Genomic DNA, 16,356 nt, shown 5'->3' with positions numbered 1-16,356 from the left:
GGTGTATAGAACCCGCTTATGATCAGAGCAGAAGACCTTCGTATCGTTGGAGAGATCTACAAGACGACATCAGGATCGGATCCGTTTGCGGCAGCCATGAGAGCCTCCCGGATGCCGATGATCATCACTGATCCGCGGCTGCCGGACAACCCGATCGTCTTTGTCAACGAAGCGTTCGCCCGTCTGACAGGCTACACCCGCGAAGAAACGCTTGGCCGGAACTGCCGCTTCCTGCAGGGGCCTGGCACCAATACGGAAGATGTCGACAAAATCCGAAAGGCCGTCGCCTCGCGGCAGTCGATAGAGATCGACCTATTGAACTACCGGAAGGACGGTTCGCTATTCTGGAACAGGCTTCTCGTCTCCCCGGTTTTCGACGGCGATGACCTCACGTATTTCTTTGCCTTGCAGTACGACGCGACGCATGAACGGTCGGCGCCCTCACGAGGTGAGCAGCACGAACTAGAGGCGACGCTTCAGCGCAGAATCGCGGATCTGAAGGCGAGCGAGGAGCGGCTAAACTTTACTCTAAAGGCTGGCGGACTTGGAGTCTGGACACTTGACGTCCCGGAAAGTCGCTTGGTCTGCTCGCCGATCTGCAAGGCGAACTTTGGACGCGGAGCTGCCGAGAACTTCACCTATGAAGATCTTAAGGCTTCGGTCCACCCGGACGACTCAGCGCGCTGGCATGAGGCAGTGGTGTCTGCCCTGCAGTCGGACGGTAATCTCCATGTCGAGTACAGGATCGTCAAACCCGACGGCGGCTTGGCATGGATCGAGGTTCGGGCTGAGACGAAGTTCGACGAGGCTGGGCATCCGCTTCAGATGAGCGGGGTGTCAATTGACACGACGGAGCGCAAGAAGGCGGAAATCTACCGCTCCATGATGGCGCAGGAGATGGGTCATCGAATGAAGAACATGCTGGCGACGACGCAGTCGATCGTCAACCAGTCGCTCCGTTCGAACCGGTCGTTGGAAGAAATCCGGTCCACGATTTACGAAAGGCTTGGTGCTCTTGCGCGCTCCGCCGACGTGCTGCGGGGCCGGGAACTCGACACGCATGATCTCCGGGAGATTGTCCGGCAGGCTGTGGCACCGTTTAACGAGACCGGCAGCATCATCTGCCAAGGCCCGGAAGTCACGGTTTCCCATCAAACCACCACCAGCCTCTCGCTTGCTCTGCATGAACTCGCAACCAACGCGATCAAGTATGGAGCACTATCCAGAGCGGACGGTCGTGTGGAGATCGCGTGGGCCTTGGCCGACGACAGCTTCGAGCTGACATGGAAGGAGTCCGGCGGTCCTGACGTCGTCGAGCCTGCGAAACGTGGGTTTGGTACCAAGCTGATCCAGATGCTCGGCAGCAATTTGCGGGGACATGCAAAGATCGAATTCAAGCCGGAAGGACTGGAGTTCTCGGTGACGACGTCCACGGAAGCACTCACAATTTCGGAGTAGTAGTCTTGCTCCTGCCTTGCGTCGAGATTTGAGGCCCCACCACATCAACACTTCACGTTTCCCCGCAAAGATCAACTGATCCCTCTAGTGCACCGACCTCAGCGCCCGGAGTTCGTCAACGAACCAAACGTCCGTAAGAGGCGGAGGTGGGCCAACGGAACCATATTCTTAGAAAGGACGTTGTCTTAGGGATTGCTAAAGATCGGTTCCTCGATGCGCCACGTTGCCAAGCTTGCTTCCATTGTTGCCTTGAGCGGCACCGCCCTCAGTCTTTCCCTGTCTGCTGCCACCGCCTTCCAGCTTCAGGAACCAGCCAGGAACGTCGAGCCACGCCACGGCCAGACGTCTGCATATGCTGACGAAGGCCGAGCTTCGGCAAGCGGGGAATCTGCCGTCCTTTCTGCGAGCGAGATCCGACATATTACTTGGTGCGCCGCCCGATATCGCCTTGGATACGATGCTGTAAACGACACGTTCGTCGGGAATGATGGTGTCACCTCGAAGTGCGTTTCTCCAAGGTAGGCCCTCAGCCTCCTGAGGACATCATGCGGGCACGCAGCCGCCTCCGACAGATCCCTAAATGTCAGACGAACCTCGCGAACCCATTGTTGGGATCGCTCCCGCCGCCAACTCGAAAGGGTCAGTGTTGGCGGGCAAGAGAACAGGCCATCGGCAAAGGCGAGATGAACTCCGCCTTACAAGTAATCGATTAGGTCACTCAGCAGAATGCCGTGCTCATGGAAGAGACGAATGCATCCTGCTGGCGCCTCGTTGAGCTGGCGACGAACCCGTGGTTCTGCTTCGCGAGTCCAGCACAGGCAGGGTTTAAGGCTTGCTAAACCAGGATCATCTATGGTCGCCCATCTCAGCCTTCATCATGGCTCACTGGATGAACCCGCATGCGCAACCCCTTCCAATCCAAGGCTTCACAGTTGATCGCAGCGCTGAACAAGTCGCTCGCGGTCATCGAGTTCGATCCTACCGGAAACATCCTTTCTGCGAATGACATCTTCTGCCAGGTGATGGGGTACTCCGCCTCTGAGATCGTCGGCCGCCATCACCGCATGTTCGTGACGGAGCAGGAGGCCGCTTCGGATGCCTATCAGGCTTTCTGGAGGAAACTCGGCCAAGGCGAATTCGAGCAGCGGGAGTACCGCAGGATCGCCAAAGGCGGCAGGAGCGTCTGGATCCAGGCGTCGTACAATCCGATAATCGACAGCAGCGGCAAGGTGTCCCGGGTGGTCAAGGTCGCTTCCGACACGACTGCAGCACATGAAAGGAACGCTGCTTTCGAGGCGAAGATGTCGGCGATCTCCCGTGTCCAGGGTGTGATCGAATTCACACCTGGCGGAGAGATCATCGACGCCAATGACAACTTCCTCAAGCTGCTTGGATACACCATCGACGAGATCAAGGGCCGCCACCACCGTATGTTCGTGAGCGAGAAGATGGCTGGGTCTCAGGAGTACCGCGATCTCTGGGCGAAGTTGAACGCGGGAGAATTTGCAGCAGGCGAGTTCCAACGTTTCGGAAAAGGTGGACGGGAGATCTGGATCCAGGCGTCATACAACCCGATCTTCGACCTCGACAACAAGGTCAAGTCGATCGTCAAGTTCGCCACCGACATCTCAGGTCGGGTACGTGCGGTTTCGGAAGTGGCTGGTGGGCTCGAACAGCTTGCCCGGAACAATCTACGCCACAGGCTGGAGGACGCGTTCGATCCTGCCTTCGAACCGCTGCGCTGTGACTACAACGCGTCGCTTGATGGACTTCACGCGACGATGAAGACGATCGTGAGCACCGCGGATACCGTGAACTCCGGCACCCAGGAGATCTTGGTCTCGTCGGAGGTCATGTCGAAGCGGATCGAAAGCCAGGCTGCCAGCCTCGAGCAGACCGCTGCCGCGCTGGACCAGATAACAGTGACGGTCAAACAGAGCGCTCAGGGAGCTCTGGAAGCGGCATTGGCTGCCGCGGGCGCTCGATCCGGAACTGCTCTCTCCGGCAAGGTGATGAACCAGGCGGCTGCGGTCATGGGCGAGATCGACGAAAGCAGCAACAAGATCAGCCAGATCATCGGCGTCATCGACGGGATCGCCTTCCAGACCAACCTGCTTGCGCTCAACGCGGGTGTCGAAGCGGCGCGCGCTGGCGAGGCGGGCAAGGGCTTCGCCGTTGTCGCACAGGAGGTGCGGGAGCTTGCCCAGAGGTCGGCCACCGCTGCAAAGGAGATCAAGTCGCTGATCACGGCGAGTTCGGATCAAGTGAAACGTGGCGTGCAGCTCGTTGCCGAGACGGCTGAGGCACTTGAGGACGTCACGGTCAAGGTCGGCGAGATCGATGCCGCGCTTTCCGAGATGGCGAGATCCGCACGAGAGCAGGCGATGGGACTTGGCGAAGTCAATGCCGCCGTTAACCTTATGGATACGGTCACGCAGGAAAACGCCGCCATGCTCTCCAATGCGACGGCCGCGGCAGAGACTCTGACGAGCGCAGCCGCCAGCCTCGCGGAGCTGATGAGGCAGTTCCACCTGAGTGGCCAGTCGGAACCGCAAGAGCGAACGGTGCCCCGTTTTGCGGCCCGATCGCAACTCTCCTTGCGACGTGCCTGACCTTGGGATGTGACAACCGCCCTGCCCGCTACCGCTTGATTACGACCCAGCCTGACCGCCGACCGTACATACTCCTGAGGGAATACCCATGAAGCTTCCAGAAGAGAAGAGACTGAAACGGCTCCAGGACATCGGCATCCTCGACACGCCGGAGTCGAAGGAATTCAGCGACTGCGCGGAGCAGGCACTGACGCTCTTCCCTGGAACGAGCATCGCCGCTGTCAGTCTCGTCGCTCAGGACCGCCAGTGGTTCAAGACGATCATCGGGATCAATGTGAAGGAGACACCCCGCAGTCTGTCATTCTGCTCCCATACGATCGAGACGGACGACGGGGTCATGGTGGTCGAAGACGCAACACGCGACAGTCGCTTCTCCGGCAACTCGCTTGTCACCTCGTCTCCTGGCATCCGTTTCTACGCCGGTGTCAGGCTGACAGGTGGCGTCGGGGCTCTCTGCGTGATCGGGACAAGCCCGCGCAAGGCAGCGTCGTCTGAGCTGGCGAAGCTGAAGAAGCTCGCAAACTATGTAGACATCCAGCTCCTTTCGCACGGGACCCTGTTCAACCTGAGGTGACATCTGGCATCTTGCAGCGGCAGTCTGGTGCCACAAACAGCGACAATGAGTGGGAGATCATGAGCCGATCCGCCAAGACCGAGATGGCGTTGATCGAGTGCCTGCGGGCGCTCATGGCCGCGACGTGGATGACGACGTGGACGATGGACGAATCCCTGCGCAGGTATCGCTTCTCGATGGTGTAGCCGTCGCGCTGCCCGGCCAACACCTTGCGGAAGAGCTTCAAGTCGGCTTCGAGATCGTCCGGCTGCGTAAACACGGCGAATGAGACGCCGTCGATCTCCATCCACGAGATCTCATCCGAGTAACCGGTCGCCCATACTACCGTACCTGGCATCAGGCGGGTGCCGTCCGCGAAGATCGCGGCGCGCCCCTCCACTGCCTCCAGCCGGGGCTCCAGGACGATCACCAGCCGCTTCATGCTGCGGTCATCGTTGCCACGATCGGGGAACGGGTCGATCGCGCGCATTCTGCGGCCTATCAGGCTGTCGGCGCGTGCGCGCAGCAGCCCAAGTCGCTGAAGCCACCACCAGGTGCTGCGGCCGAGGATACGCTCGGGAAAGAGCTTGCGGCGGCGGCCATGGGACAGGGTCCCGAAGTGGGAACCCGCAAGGGAGATTGCGACGTCGCGGCCGCTTGCGCCGTCGCCGATGACGAGAACCGGGCCGTCCGCCACGGACGAAGTGTCTTGGAAATCGGCTACATGGAGTTGCCGGACGTCCGCGGGAAAGTGCGCAGCAAGCGCGGGGATGCGGGGCTTCTGGAACGCGCCAGAAGCGACGATGACGGCACTGGAAGAGAAGAGTCTTCCATCGTCGGTGGTCCCCGCGAACCATTGGCCCTGCTTCCGGAGCTTGGCGACGCGGGTTCCTGTAGCCACCTGGAGCCCGTCGGCGTACCGAGTCAGATAGTCCGCGAACTCGTCCTTGGTGGCGTAGCCGTCCGGATCTCCTGGGAGCGGCGTGCCAGGCAGACCGCTCATGCTCCGTGGGGTGAACAGCTTCAGGGATGCATACCGGTTCCTCCAGCTATCGCCAATGGCCGGATGAGCGTCCACGACGAGATAGGAGACGCCCGCCCTCCGGAGGAAGTAGGCACAGGCCAGACCCGCCTGCCCTGCGCCGATCACGAGGACGTCGTAAATGGCCCGCATCCGGGTTCGGCACCGTTCGTCATGCCGGACTAGGGTCTTGCGGGATCGGAAGCCGGGGCCGGATCTGGGCGTGCCTCGTCCCCGATATGGCGGAAGCTGTAGCCGAAGACAGCAAGCACGAATGCCACGAGAACCGCGAGAAGGATCCTGTTCTTCCTCCTGATCGCAGCCAGGCGCTGGTCGTCAGTGGAACGCGCCACCTCAGTTATCCGCCGGAACGTCGGCGACCTTGCCCACTCCGGTCCTCTTCATGCCCTCGAACGGGTCCGCCAGCGCAGCGTCCGGCCTGCTGACGGGGTACTTGATGTTCGATATGCGGGACGCGAGCTTCTCCGGGCCGTCCTTCTTGAGGAGCTGCCGGAAGCTGGGATGCATGCCGCCGTCGACGTAGGACATGACGGTCGAGGAACTGCCCTTGGCAAGCGCGGCCTCCACCTTCTGCTTCTCGGCCGCGATCTTCGCGACGAGCTGCGGATCGGTGGACTTGGCCGTGGCGGGACACGCTGAGAGCGGATCGCGCGGGTCGCCACCCTCGAACTCGGTGTTGAAGACGTAGCGCCGCCCGCAGACTGAAACCTTTGGTTGCTGCCGGGTCAGTTCAAACGCGTCGTAGCCCTCCTTGAGGGTCTTCCAGAACGGCAGGTTTGGGTCGCCCTTGTGGAGCGCCATGTTCTCCGCCGTCATCCGGAAGGGATATGCCTGAACCTGGAACCGGTCCTGGCCGGAAGAGAGAGCCTTGGAGACGACGGCGTAGATCTCGCCCACGCCCTGGTCCGTCATCGCGTAGCAGCCCGAGGACGAGCAAGCACCGTGGACCATCAGCGACTCTCCGGTGTAGCCGAGCGCCGACTCCAGCCTGTTCGGATAGCCGAGGTTGAACGACACGTAGTACTGGGACTTCGGGTTCAGCATCCCCGATGAGACGTGGTAGAAGCCTTCGGGCGCCTGGCGGTCTCCGTCCTTCATCTTCGGGCCGAGCTTGCCGGACCACCTGCACATCGGATAGGTCTTCAGCATCGCGTAGCGGCCGCTCGCGTCCACCTTCCAGAGCTCGAGCTCGCTCTCCTGCTTGAAGATGCGCACCAGAACGGGGCTTTCAGCCTTCATGCCCTTCTTCGACATCTCCGCCAGCATCCTGGACGGGATCTGCGGCGGCGCCTTCGGCAGGTCATCAAGAGCCATGTCAGCCGCCACGCATCCGGACAGCGCGGCGCCGAGCAGGGCCATGGCCACCCCGCGGCGGAGAAGCGTGACCAGGCGGCCAGTGCGGAAGGTCTGCTTCCGGTCGATCGTCGAAATCATGTGGACGTATTTCTGCCCCGTGGGTTAGATGTCGCGCGGTACATTCCCGCAAGCGCGTTTCGTCTTTGTTAAGCCTAATACACGATCAGATGAGGAAGCGCGAGCGCCCGTTCCTGCCAAGATGCGCCACGATCCTAAGACCTCTAGCTGCTTGAGGTGCAAGAGGGCCTGTCGATATTGACATGCACGACAACTTAATTTCGTCTCCGGCCACTCCCGGTCTACGTCCGACAGATGATGAGAAGCATTCCCGGCATCGCGCGGGCGGCAGCCTTTATCTCCCTATTCTGCCTCTCTGGCTTCGCGCTCGTGAAGCTGGGTTTCGCCCTCGTCTGCTGGGTCGGCGGCCACGATTGGACTGAGGCCCTCATCGGCTCCGTCGCGTCGGTGGCATTCGGAACTGCTATCGGCGTCGAATCCTACATGTGGTTTCGTGACTGGAGGCACCAAATGGCCGCCACCAGCCGTCCGCGCGGAGGCGCTCCGGAAGATCGATCTTCCAATTTCGCTCGGTAGATCTTACCATTGCAGGACCGCAACGGGGTTTGCGGAAAGGATTCAAATGCTGACAATTGGAGACCTGTCGAGGACCACCGGGGTGAAGGTGCCGACGATCCGCTACTACGAGCAGATGGGTCTTCTGAAGCAGCCAGAGCGTTCGGAAGGAAACCAGCGCCGGTACTCGAAGGCAGAACTGGAGCGGCTGTCGTTCATCCGCCATGCGCGCGATCTCGGTCTTACGATCGAGGCCATCCGAGAGCTGATCGATCTGAGCGAACACCCGGAGAAGCCATGCGCCGAGGCCGACCGCATTGCGGCCGAGCAACTCGTCACCGTGCGCCAGAAGATCGAGCGGCTGAAGAAACTGGAGGCCGAACTCGAGCGCATCTCGACGCACTGCCACTCAAGCCAGGTTCGCGACTGCTACGTGATCCGGGCGCTGGCCAATCACGACATGTGCGCCGCCGATCACGACTGATCGCCTTGCGTTCGACGTCCCCCAACGGATCCATTAGCTATTTGTTGACCATGATCCATGAAACTGTGGAGGCCTGCAGCTTCATGGATGACCCTAGTGCCCGCGTACCTCAAGAACTCGTCCTGCATCTCCTCGACCGCGGAAACCTTCTTTCTACGGATCCGCCAGTGGCTGGCGAAGACCGTGTCGTCGGCACTGCTTGCGCTTCCGGCACTCGTATGCACCGCTGGTCTCGCGTCCGCGGAGGACCGCTCTCTCAAGCTCTTCTTCACGCATACCGGAGAGCGCGCAACGATCACCTACAAGCGCGACGGAAGGTACGACTCCCGCGGCCTCGCCGAGATCAACCGCTTTCTCCGCGACTGGCGCAGGAACGAGCCGGCCCGCATGGACCCGCGGCTCCTCGATCTCGTCTGGGAAGTCTACGACAGGAGCGGAGCGAAGGACTACATCCACATCGTTTCAGCCTACCGTTCCCCCGCGACCAACAACATGCTCCGCGGACGGTCGCGCAGTACGGGGGTGGCGAAGAACAGCCAGCACATGCTCGGCAAGGCGATGGACTTCTACATTCCCGGCGTGAAGCTGGCGACGCTCCGGGCGCTCGCCATGCAGGCCCAGGTCGGCGGCGTCGGCTACTATCCGACCTCCGGTTCGCCGTTCGTCCATCTCGACGTCGGCAACGTCCGTGCCTGGCCGAGGATGTCCCGGCAGGAGCTCGCGCGAATCTTTCCTGATGGGAAGACGATGCACCTTCCGGCCGACGGGCGGCCCCTGCCCGGCTATGATCAGGCGGTCGCCGACTACAGGCGACGGGTAGGACCTAACTCGATCCAGATCGCTTCCGCCGCCGGAGAAGGCGACGACGATGACACGGCCCGCACTCCTGTGCGCGCCAGCATCCTGACGGCGATGCTGCCGTCCAGGAAGAGCCGGGCGGAAGAGGCGCTGGAATTACAGACGAAGGCGCGCGCGGAGACCATCCCTCCCGAGCAGCCGGAGTTCGTAGACCTTGCCGCGCTGGCGGTTCCGGTTCCGAGCGTGCGGCCCTCGGCCGCCGTGCCCGCGGACGCAGTCGAGACGGCCTCGCTCGGCCCGTCGTCCGCTCCCTTGGAAGAGCCTGCGAACCCTGCGCCGCTACCTGTGCTGAAGCAACCCTCGGGCGGCATCGCCCTGCTGCCGATGTCGTCTCCCGAGCCCGGGGGGGAGTACGAGGACGAGGTGGACATGGAGGAGTCGCTCGTGTCGTGGGCGCTCTCGGAGCCGGGTTCGCGCGGCATGATTGCGCCGGTCCTGGTCCAGCGGTCGCTTTCCTCAAGCGCGTCCGCGACTGCCGCCTATGACGGCGGCCAGACGGCGGTTCCAACCGAGGCGCAGTTCGACGGCGGCCGCTTTTGGGCGGACGGCTGAGGATCGAAACACCAGGTGACTTCGTCTCTGGCATCAAGAAACTGGGTGCCAATGACGGCTCCGTCACGCCCGAAGACTGACCTCAGGAAGAAGGAAGGCGCTCGACCTGTTTCCAGGGAGCGCCTTCCTGACCCGGACGACGGCGAACGCGCGGCCGAGAGCGGCGCTGCAGGCAGTCATCTATGACGGGTGGTGAACCCTAGATGGTCGCGGGCGGGTGCGGATTCAAGATCTGCCCGAGGCCGATCTACGGCTTCGCGTGACCGCCGTGATCGTCCGGAGCAGCAGGCTGCGGCGCCTTCGCCTGAACGACGAACTCCACCTCGACGGGACCCGCCTTCTCGAACTGCAGGGTGGCTTTGAACTTCCCGCCTTCCGGCGGACGCTCCTTCGGTCCCACGAGCATGATGTGGGCGCCGCCAGGCTGGAGGCTGACGGCTCCACCCGCCGGGATCTCGATACCCTGCTTCGCAGGACGCATGCGCACAACGCCGTCGGCGAGCGACGACTCGTGCAGCTCCAGCCGTTCCGCCGCGGGAGTGGTGCCGCCGACGAGGCGGTCGGCTTCGGTGCCAGTGTTCACGATGACCAGGTAGCCGCCGAGCACGGGAGCGACCGTGGGAGCCTTGGCCGACCATGGATGCTTCAGTTCCAGATTGCCCACCTTGAAGTCGTGGGCTGTTGCGCTGGCCAGTGGCAGCGCGAGCAAGGCTGACGCGGCGGCCAGGCGAATTATTCCTGTTCTCATATCTACTCCATAGCACAAGGTCACTGTCCCGCCGCGTAGCCGAACAGCTCCATCGGGTTCCAGACCGCCAGCACGCCGATCATGCTGAAGACGATCGACGTGGCGACAGACAAGAGAAGCACACCGAAGACGATCTTTCTGCTAGCTGGCTTCATCGGATCGGCCTCAGCAGGCGCAGCGCGTTCATCGTAACCAGCACCGTCGCGCCCGTGTCAGCAAGGATGGCAGGCCACAGGCCGGTGATCCCGATGATCGTGGTGACCAGGAAGACGGCCTTCAGGCCAAGCGCGATCCCGATGTTCTGGAAGATGTTGCGCATCGTCCTCTTCGAGAGGTCGACCATTAGCGCCACGTCTCCGACACGGCCATGGAGCACGGCGGCATCTGCAGTTTCGAGCGCGACGTCCGTTCCGCCCCCCATGGCGATGCCGACATCGGCCGCGGCGAGAGCTGGAGCATCGTTGATCCCGTCGCCGATCTTGCCGACGACGAAGCCTTCCTTCTTCATTTCGCCGACGATCCGCTGCTTGTCTTCCGGCATCAGTTCGGCCCGGACCTCGATTCCAAGCGCGGCTCCCACGGCTTTCGCTGTGCGGCTGTTGTCGCCCGTCAGCATGACGGTCCGGATCCCGGCATCGGTCAGCGCCTTGAGCCCCTCGATGGCGTCCGCCCTGGGCTCATCGCGCATGGCGATCGCACCTGCGAGGACATTGCCGACTACCAGGACGGAGACGGTCTTGCCCTCGTCGTTGAGGGCGGTGATCCTGCGCGAATGCGCCATAGGGATGGCGACGCGCTCTGCGGCCGCCTTGGGGGAGCCGAGGAAGACCTCGACACCGTCCACCACGGCTGTCACGCCCCTGCCACCCAGAGCCTTCGCGTCGGTCGCTGCGGGAGGCTCGATCCCGTCTTCCGAGGACTTCTCCAGAATGGCGAGCGCCAACGGGTGGCTCGATCCCGCCTCGAGCGCCGCGGAGATCCCGAGAACTTCGGGCACGCTGCGGCCGAAGGGTACTACGTTTGTGACCTTCGGTCGCCCCTCGGTCAGCGTGCCCGTCTTGTCGAAGGCGATGGCGGTGAGCCTGCCGAGGCCTTCGAGAACGGCTCCGCCCTTCATGAGCAGGCCGCGACGCGCCCCGGACGATAGCGATGCCGCGATGGCCGCAGGTGTCGAGATGACCAGCGCGCAGGGGCAGCCGATCAGGAGGATGGCGAGTCCCTTGTAGACCCACTCGCTCCATTCGCCGCCCGCGACGAGCGGCGGCAAAATGGCGACCAGCGCGGCAACGGCGACCACGCTGGGCGTGTAGTAGCGGGAGAAGCGGTCGATGAACCGTTCTGTCGGAGCCTTGGACTCCTGCGCCTCCTCGACGAGCCGCACGACGCGGGCGATGGTGTTGTCCTGCGCCGCTGCGGTCACCCGGACACGCAGCGCGGCGTCGCCGTTGACCGTTCCGGCGAAGACGCTGTCATCGACTGTCTTGCGGACCGGGACGCTCTCTCCAGTGACCGGAGACTCGTCGACCGACCCCTCGCCCGCGACGACGACCCCGTCGGCGGAAATCCGGTCACCGGGGCGCACCAGGATAATCGAGCCGACCGTCAGCGTCTCTGCCGGAACCTCCTGGGTCTTGCCGCCCTCCTCGAGCAGCGCCGTCTTCGGTACCAGCGCCGTGAGCGACCTGATGCTGTCGCGCGCCTTGCCCGCGGCGACGCCCTCGAGCAGTTCGCCCACGAGGAACAGAAAGACGACGGCCGCGGCCTCCTCGGACGCGTCGATGACCAGAGCGCCGACCGCGGCGATCGTCATCAGCATCTCGATGGAGAACGGGGTCCCAGCAAGCGCTGCCATCACCGCGCGGCGGGCGATCGGCACCAGACCGATCAGCATGGCAACGACGAAGGCGTAGGTCTCGACGGCGGGGAACAGATGGCCGATCCCGTAAGCTATGGCGAGCGCGCCACCCGCGAAGATGGTGAGGCGGCCCTTCCGGCTGCGCCACCAGGGGCCATCGGTGGGACCATGGTCGTGACCATGGAGACCTTCGATCCGCGCGTCGGATGCATCAGAGGCATGGTTATGGGGATGATCGTGGTCGGAATGGCTGTGGACCGGAGCAGCGATCGGCGCAGCCGTTGTCCGCACGATGGGCGCAATCGAGAATCCGAGCGCTGACACCTGCTTTTCGACCGCCGCCAGATCGACGGCGGGAGAATGCCGCACGGTCATCGTGCCGGCAGTCACAGACACCCCAACGTCATCGATACCTTGCAGTCGGCGCACGGCGGTATCGATCTTGCTCGCGCAGGAAGCGCAGTCCATGCCACCCACACGGAACCTCGTCTGCATCGGTTCGCTCATCATAGAATCCTCATGCTGTCCATGAGGACGGTTTACGACCTCTAGTAGCTAGAGGTGCAAGCGGAAAAACGACGGGATGGAGAAAACCCCGAAATTGGGCGGCAACTGCCACCCGCTATGTGACGCTGCGTGGGATCAAGGGGGTCTCCTTGTTTTCTTGAGGTCCCGTGCCTTTGTTCGATAGGTGTATCGTCATGCACAATCACACTGTGAAAAGCAACGCAATCTGGCAGGCGTTAACCACGGTCAACGCGCCGCTTCCACTTCACATCGACGCGAACACCCTGCTGGCTTGCCTGCGTCTCCTCATTTTGGAGAGACAGTGGAGACCGCATGTGCGCGCCTTTTCGGTGAGGTCGGCGTCGAGATCCTGATGGACATTGTTGTCGAAGGCTCGGTCACTTTTGATGATCTTGCCAAGGCCATCTCCTTCTGGGACGTCGAAGAGGATTGCGAAAATGCGCGATGGGTACGGGAGATGGCTACCGTCCCATTTCCACGTCGTCGATGAGCACCTTGTCGAGCTCGGTGATGCGGGCGACGGACTTGATGACTGCTGCGGATATCAACGCAAGCGGCGTGCTTGATCAGTCGACGGCGGCTTTTTTGCCGAATCTGAGGGATGGCGAGGCACTCAGACGTCGATCAAGCTCGTCGGCCGCATCCAGCTTGTACCAGCTTACAGCGCCACCTTTAGAACAATATTCCCCTAGCCCATCAGCAGCCGCAACAACATGATCTCGATAATGTCTACCGATTAAGTAGTCTTTCATCCCGAAGAGGGTGACGGATGACGATGATCGAGGTTCTCAACACGGATGTGCTGGTGATCGGCGGGGGACCGGCAGGATGCTGGGCAGCCTGGAACGCAGTCGCGAGCGGGCTGGATGTGGTGCTTCTGGACAAAGGCTATGTCGGGACCAGCGGCGCGACCGCCGCGGGCAACACGACAACCATCTACTCGAGACGCGGGACTTCGGAACGGGCTGCTAGCGTCGCGCAGCGGGTGAGGCTTGGCCACGCCTTCGCCGAGCCAGAACGCGTTGAACGGGTTCTCGACAGAACCCACGAAAACCTCGATCTTCTCGCCGGATGGGGTTACGACTTCCCGTCCTACGACGACGGCCGCCCATATCGCGGGATGCTCCGCGGGCCGGACTACCTCCGCTTCATGCGCCAGAAGCTGATCAAGGCACGGGTCAGGATACTCGACCACCATCCCGCCGAAGAACTTCTGCTTTCCGACGGCAGCGCCGCAGGTGCCATTGCCCGGAGCCGTCGTACCGCAGAGGCTCTTGAGATCCGGGCGGGAGCCGTTGTCATCGCGACAGGCGGCTGTGCCTTCCTGAGCGGCGCGCTTGGCACCAACAACCTCACGGGCGACGGCTACCTCATGGGAGCGGAAGCCGGAGCCACGCTGTCGGGCATGGAGTTCTCGGCGCAATACGGGATCTCGCCCGCATATTCCAGCGTCACCAAAGGCGTCGTCTACTTCTGGGGCACGTTCAGCGACGAAGACGGCAACATCCTTGCCGGCGTCGGAGACAGGCAGAGCATCGTCGCCGAGGCGCTCTTGAGAGGCCCTGTCTATGCCGTCCTGGACAAGGCCCCTCCCCGCCTTCAGGAAGGATTCAGACGAGGGCAGCCCAACATCTTCATGCCCTTCGACCGTCTGGGTATAGATCCCTTTAGGGATCGCTTTCCCGTCACCCTGCGGCACGAAGGCACCGTCCGCGGGACAGGCGGTATGAAGATCAACGACCGCGCGTCCACAACCGTGCCGGGGCTGTTTGCCGCGGGAGACGCCGCCACGCGCCAAGGCATGTCAGGAGCAACGACAGGCGGCGGCGGGCCGAACGCTAGCTGGGCCATGGCGACAGGCTCGTGGGCCGGGGAAGACGCTTCGAAGTACGTGAAGTCGCTGGGGACTCACTGGCGGTCTCGGACGGTGGAACGAGTGACCTCTTCGCCGCTAGTCCGGACTGCGCGGGAGAACCCTGACGTCCACGACGTGATCGAGGCTGTCAAGCGGCAAACGCTGCCACTGGAGCGAGGCTTCTTCCGCTCCTCCCAATCCCTTGGCGAAGGATCAGCGGCCCTACGGGACCTATGGCAGGATCAAAGCTGGCGCTGGAGCAGAAGCGCGAAGGTCCGTGAAGCGGAAGCCCTGATCGCAACCGCGAGATGGGCGACCGAGAGCGCGATCCTGCGCCGCGAGAGCCGCGGCCTTCAACGACGTCTGGACTACCCGGACATGAACCCATCCCTGGCGCGCCGCATAGATTCCGGCGGCACCGATTCCATCTGGTCCGCCTTCTCCTCGTCCCACCAATCCTTGAGCAAGGCATCATGATCGAGATCGTCAGCGCCGACAGGTGCGTCAAATGTGACCTCTGCGTCGAAGCCTGCCCCGACAACGTGTTCGATGCCGTCCCCGGAGGTATCCCAGTGATCGCGCGGCAATCCGACTGCCAGACCTGCTTCCTCTGCGAGCTCTTCTGTCCCACGGACGCGCTTTACGTATCGCCGCTATCCGAGACGATCGAAGGCGCAAGCGAGGAGCAACTGATCGAGCGCGGCGTGCTCGGAAGCTTCCGGCGCGAGATGGGCTGGAAGAATTCCAAGCCGCGCGGAACCGCGGGCGACCTCAGCTACCGGATATTCGAGACCGGAAACATCATCCCCTGATTGGAGAGAACCATGCGCAGATTCATAACTTCCCTTCTTCTAGCCGCAGCCGTCGTGCTGACCGGTGCTGCCTCACGGGCTGAGGACGCTCCGGCGACCATCCGGTTCGGCGACGTGGGCTTCGGCTTCGGCACGCCGTTCGGCGTGGGGCTTCAGGCGATCGCCGACGCCAAGGGCTTCATCGCGGAAGAGTTCAAGGGCACCCCCACGAAGCTCCAGTTCACCTACTTCACCGGAACCGGACCAGCCATCAACGAGGCACTGTCCAACGGCCAGCTCGATTTTGCGTCCTATGGCGCAGTGCCCAACATCATCGGCAAGTCCAACGGCCTCGACACCGTCATCCTCGCCTCGTACGGCGGCACGACCGTCTTCGGCGCGGCCCGGCCAGACGTCGACATCAAGTCGATCGCCGACCTGAAGGGCAGGAAGGTCGCTATCCAGAAGGCGACGATCATCCACTGGGCGCTCATCTCCGCGCTGAAGAACGCCGGACTGACCGAGAAGGACATCACGATCGTCGACCTGAAGAACGCGGACCAGCTTGCTGCCCTTGCCGCGAAGAGCGTTGATGCAGCCTTTGGGGCCGACTTCCTGTTGCCGCTCGAAGACAAGGGCCTCGCCAAGATCTTCTACAAGTCGTCGGAAGCTGGCGCATTCGGAGACGGCTTCGGTGCCTTTCTCGTCACTGACAAGTTCAGGAAGGCTTATCCGGAGGCGACGCAGAAGGTGGTGAACGGCTTCGTGAAGGCCGCGCACTGGCTCGGTGACGAGAAGAACAGGGAGGAAGCGTTCCAGATCTGGTCGCGCGCGGGGACGCCCATCGACGTCATCCGCAGATCGAACGTGGGCAGCCCGCTGAAGGAGAAGTACAATCCGCGGCTGGATGCCTTCTTCACGGCCCGGTACAAGAGCGGCATCGCTTTCGACCTGGAGCAGAAGCTGATCCGTCGCGAAGTAAACCTCGATACCTGGGTCGACCGCTCCTACGTCGACAAGGCCGTTTCTTCACTGAAGCTTGACGCGTTCTGGCCAGATCGCGGCGAGAACGGCACCCTCCAGAACTGACG

The 16,356-nt window shown here is 62.5% G+C and carries 14 protein-coding genes; 9 read left to right on the top strand and 5 right to left on the bottom strand.

The genetic code is table 11. The features are described 5' to 3' along the window. Positions 1-18 precede the first annotated feature (18 nt). The 3 genes from ACQKKX_RS04795 to ACQKKX_RS04785 all read left to right on the top strand — a co-directional run bounded on the left by ACQKKX_RS04795 (position 19) and on the right by ACQKKX_RS04785 (position 4,644). On the top strand, positions 19-1,458 hold the full coding sequence (locus tag ACQKKX_RS04795; protein WP_427569258.1) for a PAS domain-containing protein: 1,440 nt from the start codon (positions 19-21) through the stop codon (positions 1,456-1,458). Between the two features lie 899 nt (positions 1,459-2,357). Further along, positions 2,358-4,070 (top strand): methyl-accepting chemotaxis protein, encoded by a 1,713-nt coding sequence (locus tag ACQKKX_RS04790; protein WP_427569257.1) that lies wholly within the window; start codon positions 2,358-2,360, stop codon positions 4,068-4,070. 88 nt (positions 4,071-4,158) lie between these two features. Beyond that, a complete protein-coding gene (locus ACQKKX_RS04785) occupies positions 4,159-4,644 on the top strand; it encodes a GAF domain-containing protein (protein WP_427569256.1) in 486 nt (161 codons plus the stop codon). On the opposite strand, the gene ACQKKX_RS04780 is transcribed toward ACQKKX_RS04785, so the two are convergent. Together ACQKKX_RS04780 and ACQKKX_RS04775 are read right to left on the bottom strand one after the other, a co-directional pair. Then, the gene (locus ACQKKX_RS04780; protein WP_427569255.1) at positions 4,631-5,797 is read right to left on the bottom strand and encodes an FAD-dependent oxidoreductase; all 1,167 of its coding nucleotides are present in this window, start codon (positions 5,795-5,797) and stop codon (positions 4,631-4,633) included. The two genes, ACQKKX_RS04785 and ACQKKX_RS04780, sit on opposite strands and share 14 nt — an antisense overlap. Positions 5,798-5,998: 201 nt before the next feature. Continuing rightward, entirely contained in the window at positions 5,999-7,024 is a 1,026-nt protein-coding gene (locus ACQKKX_RS04775; RefSeq protein WP_427569350.1) for a hypothetical protein, read from the bottom strand. A 637-nt stretch (positions 7,025-7,661) separates the two neighbouring features. Here ACQKKX_RS04775 and ACQKKX_RS04770 point away from each other — a divergent pair. Both ACQKKX_RS04770 and ACQKKX_RS04765 read left to right on the top strand, forming a co-directional pair. Then, complete coding sequence (locus ACQKKX_RS04770; RefSeq protein WP_427569254.1) at positions 7,662-8,078, top strand: MerR family transcriptional regulator; 417 nt, start codon at positions 7,662-7,664, stop codon at positions 8,076-8,078. A gap of 96 nt (positions 8,079-8,174) precedes the next feature. After that, entirely contained in the window at positions 8,175-9,488 is a 1,314-nt protein-coding gene (locus tag ACQKKX_RS04765; protein WP_427569253.1) for a DUF882 domain-containing protein, read from the top strand. Between the two features lie 247 nt (positions 9,489-9,735). Here ACQKKX_RS04765 and ACQKKX_RS04760 read toward each other — a convergent pair whose 3' ends face one another. From ACQKKX_RS04760 to ACQKKX_RS04750, 3 genes are read right to left on the bottom strand one after another with little or no spacing between them, the layout of a single operon-like run. Continuing rightward, positions 9,736-10,236, bottom strand: a complete 501-nt coding sequence (locus tag ACQKKX_RS04760; protein ID WP_427569252.1) for a copper chaperone PCu(A)C — start codon at positions 10,234-10,236, stop codon at positions 9,736-9,738. Between the two features lie 20 nt (positions 10,237-10,256). Next, a complete protein-coding gene (locus ACQKKX_RS04755) occupies positions 10,257-10,391 on the bottom strand; it encodes a hypothetical protein (protein ID WP_427569251.1) in 135 nt (44 codons plus the stop codon). Further along, positions 10,388-12,598, bottom strand: a complete 2,211-nt coding sequence (locus ACQKKX_RS04750; RefSeq protein ID WP_427569250.1) for a heavy metal translocating P-type ATPase — start codon at positions 12,596-12,598, stop codon at positions 10,388-10,390. Before ACQKKX_RS04750 ends, ACQKKX_RS04755 begins: the two co-directional genes overlap by 4 nt. Before the next feature lie 322 nt (positions 12,599-12,920). On the opposite strand from ACQKKX_RS04750, the gene ACQKKX_RS04745 reads away from it, so the two are divergent. From ACQKKX_RS04745 to ACQKKX_RS04730, 4 genes are all read left to right on the top strand, one after another. Continuing rightward, positions 12,921-13,109, top strand: coding sequence for a hypothetical protein (locus ACQKKX_RS04745; protein WP_427569249.1), 189 nt, complete (start codon positions 12,921-12,923; stop codon positions 13,107-13,109). Between the two features lie 279 nt (positions 13,110-13,388). Then, positions 13,389-14,951 (top strand): FAD-dependent oxidoreductase, encoded by a 1,563-nt coding sequence (locus ACQKKX_RS04740; RefSeq protein WP_427569248.1) that lies wholly within the window; start codon positions 13,389-13,391, stop codon positions 14,949-14,951. Continuing rightward, positions 14,948-15,286: a 4Fe-4S binding protein gene (locus tag ACQKKX_RS04735; protein ID WP_427569247.1), complete on the top strand. Its 339-nt coding sequence runs from the start codon at positions 14,948-14,950 to the stop codon at positions 15,284-15,286. Before ACQKKX_RS04740 ends, ACQKKX_RS04735 begins: the two co-directional genes overlap by 4 nt. A 54-nt stretch (positions 15,287-15,340) precedes the next feature. Next, positions 15,341-16,354, top strand: a complete 1,014-nt coding sequence (locus ACQKKX_RS04730) for an ABC transporter substrate-binding protein (protein ID WP_427569246.1) — start codon at positions 15,341-15,343, stop codon at positions 16,352-16,354. The last annotated feature ends 2 nt before the right edge of the window (positions 16,355-16,356 follow it).

This window comes from Neorhizobium sp. NPDC001467, from assembly GCF_050275975.1.
Classification (GTDB): Bacteria; Pseudomonadota; Alphaproteobacteria; order Rhizobiales; family Rhizobiaceae; genus Neorhizobium.
This window is presented reverse-complemented; position numbering and strand designations above follow the sequence as displayed.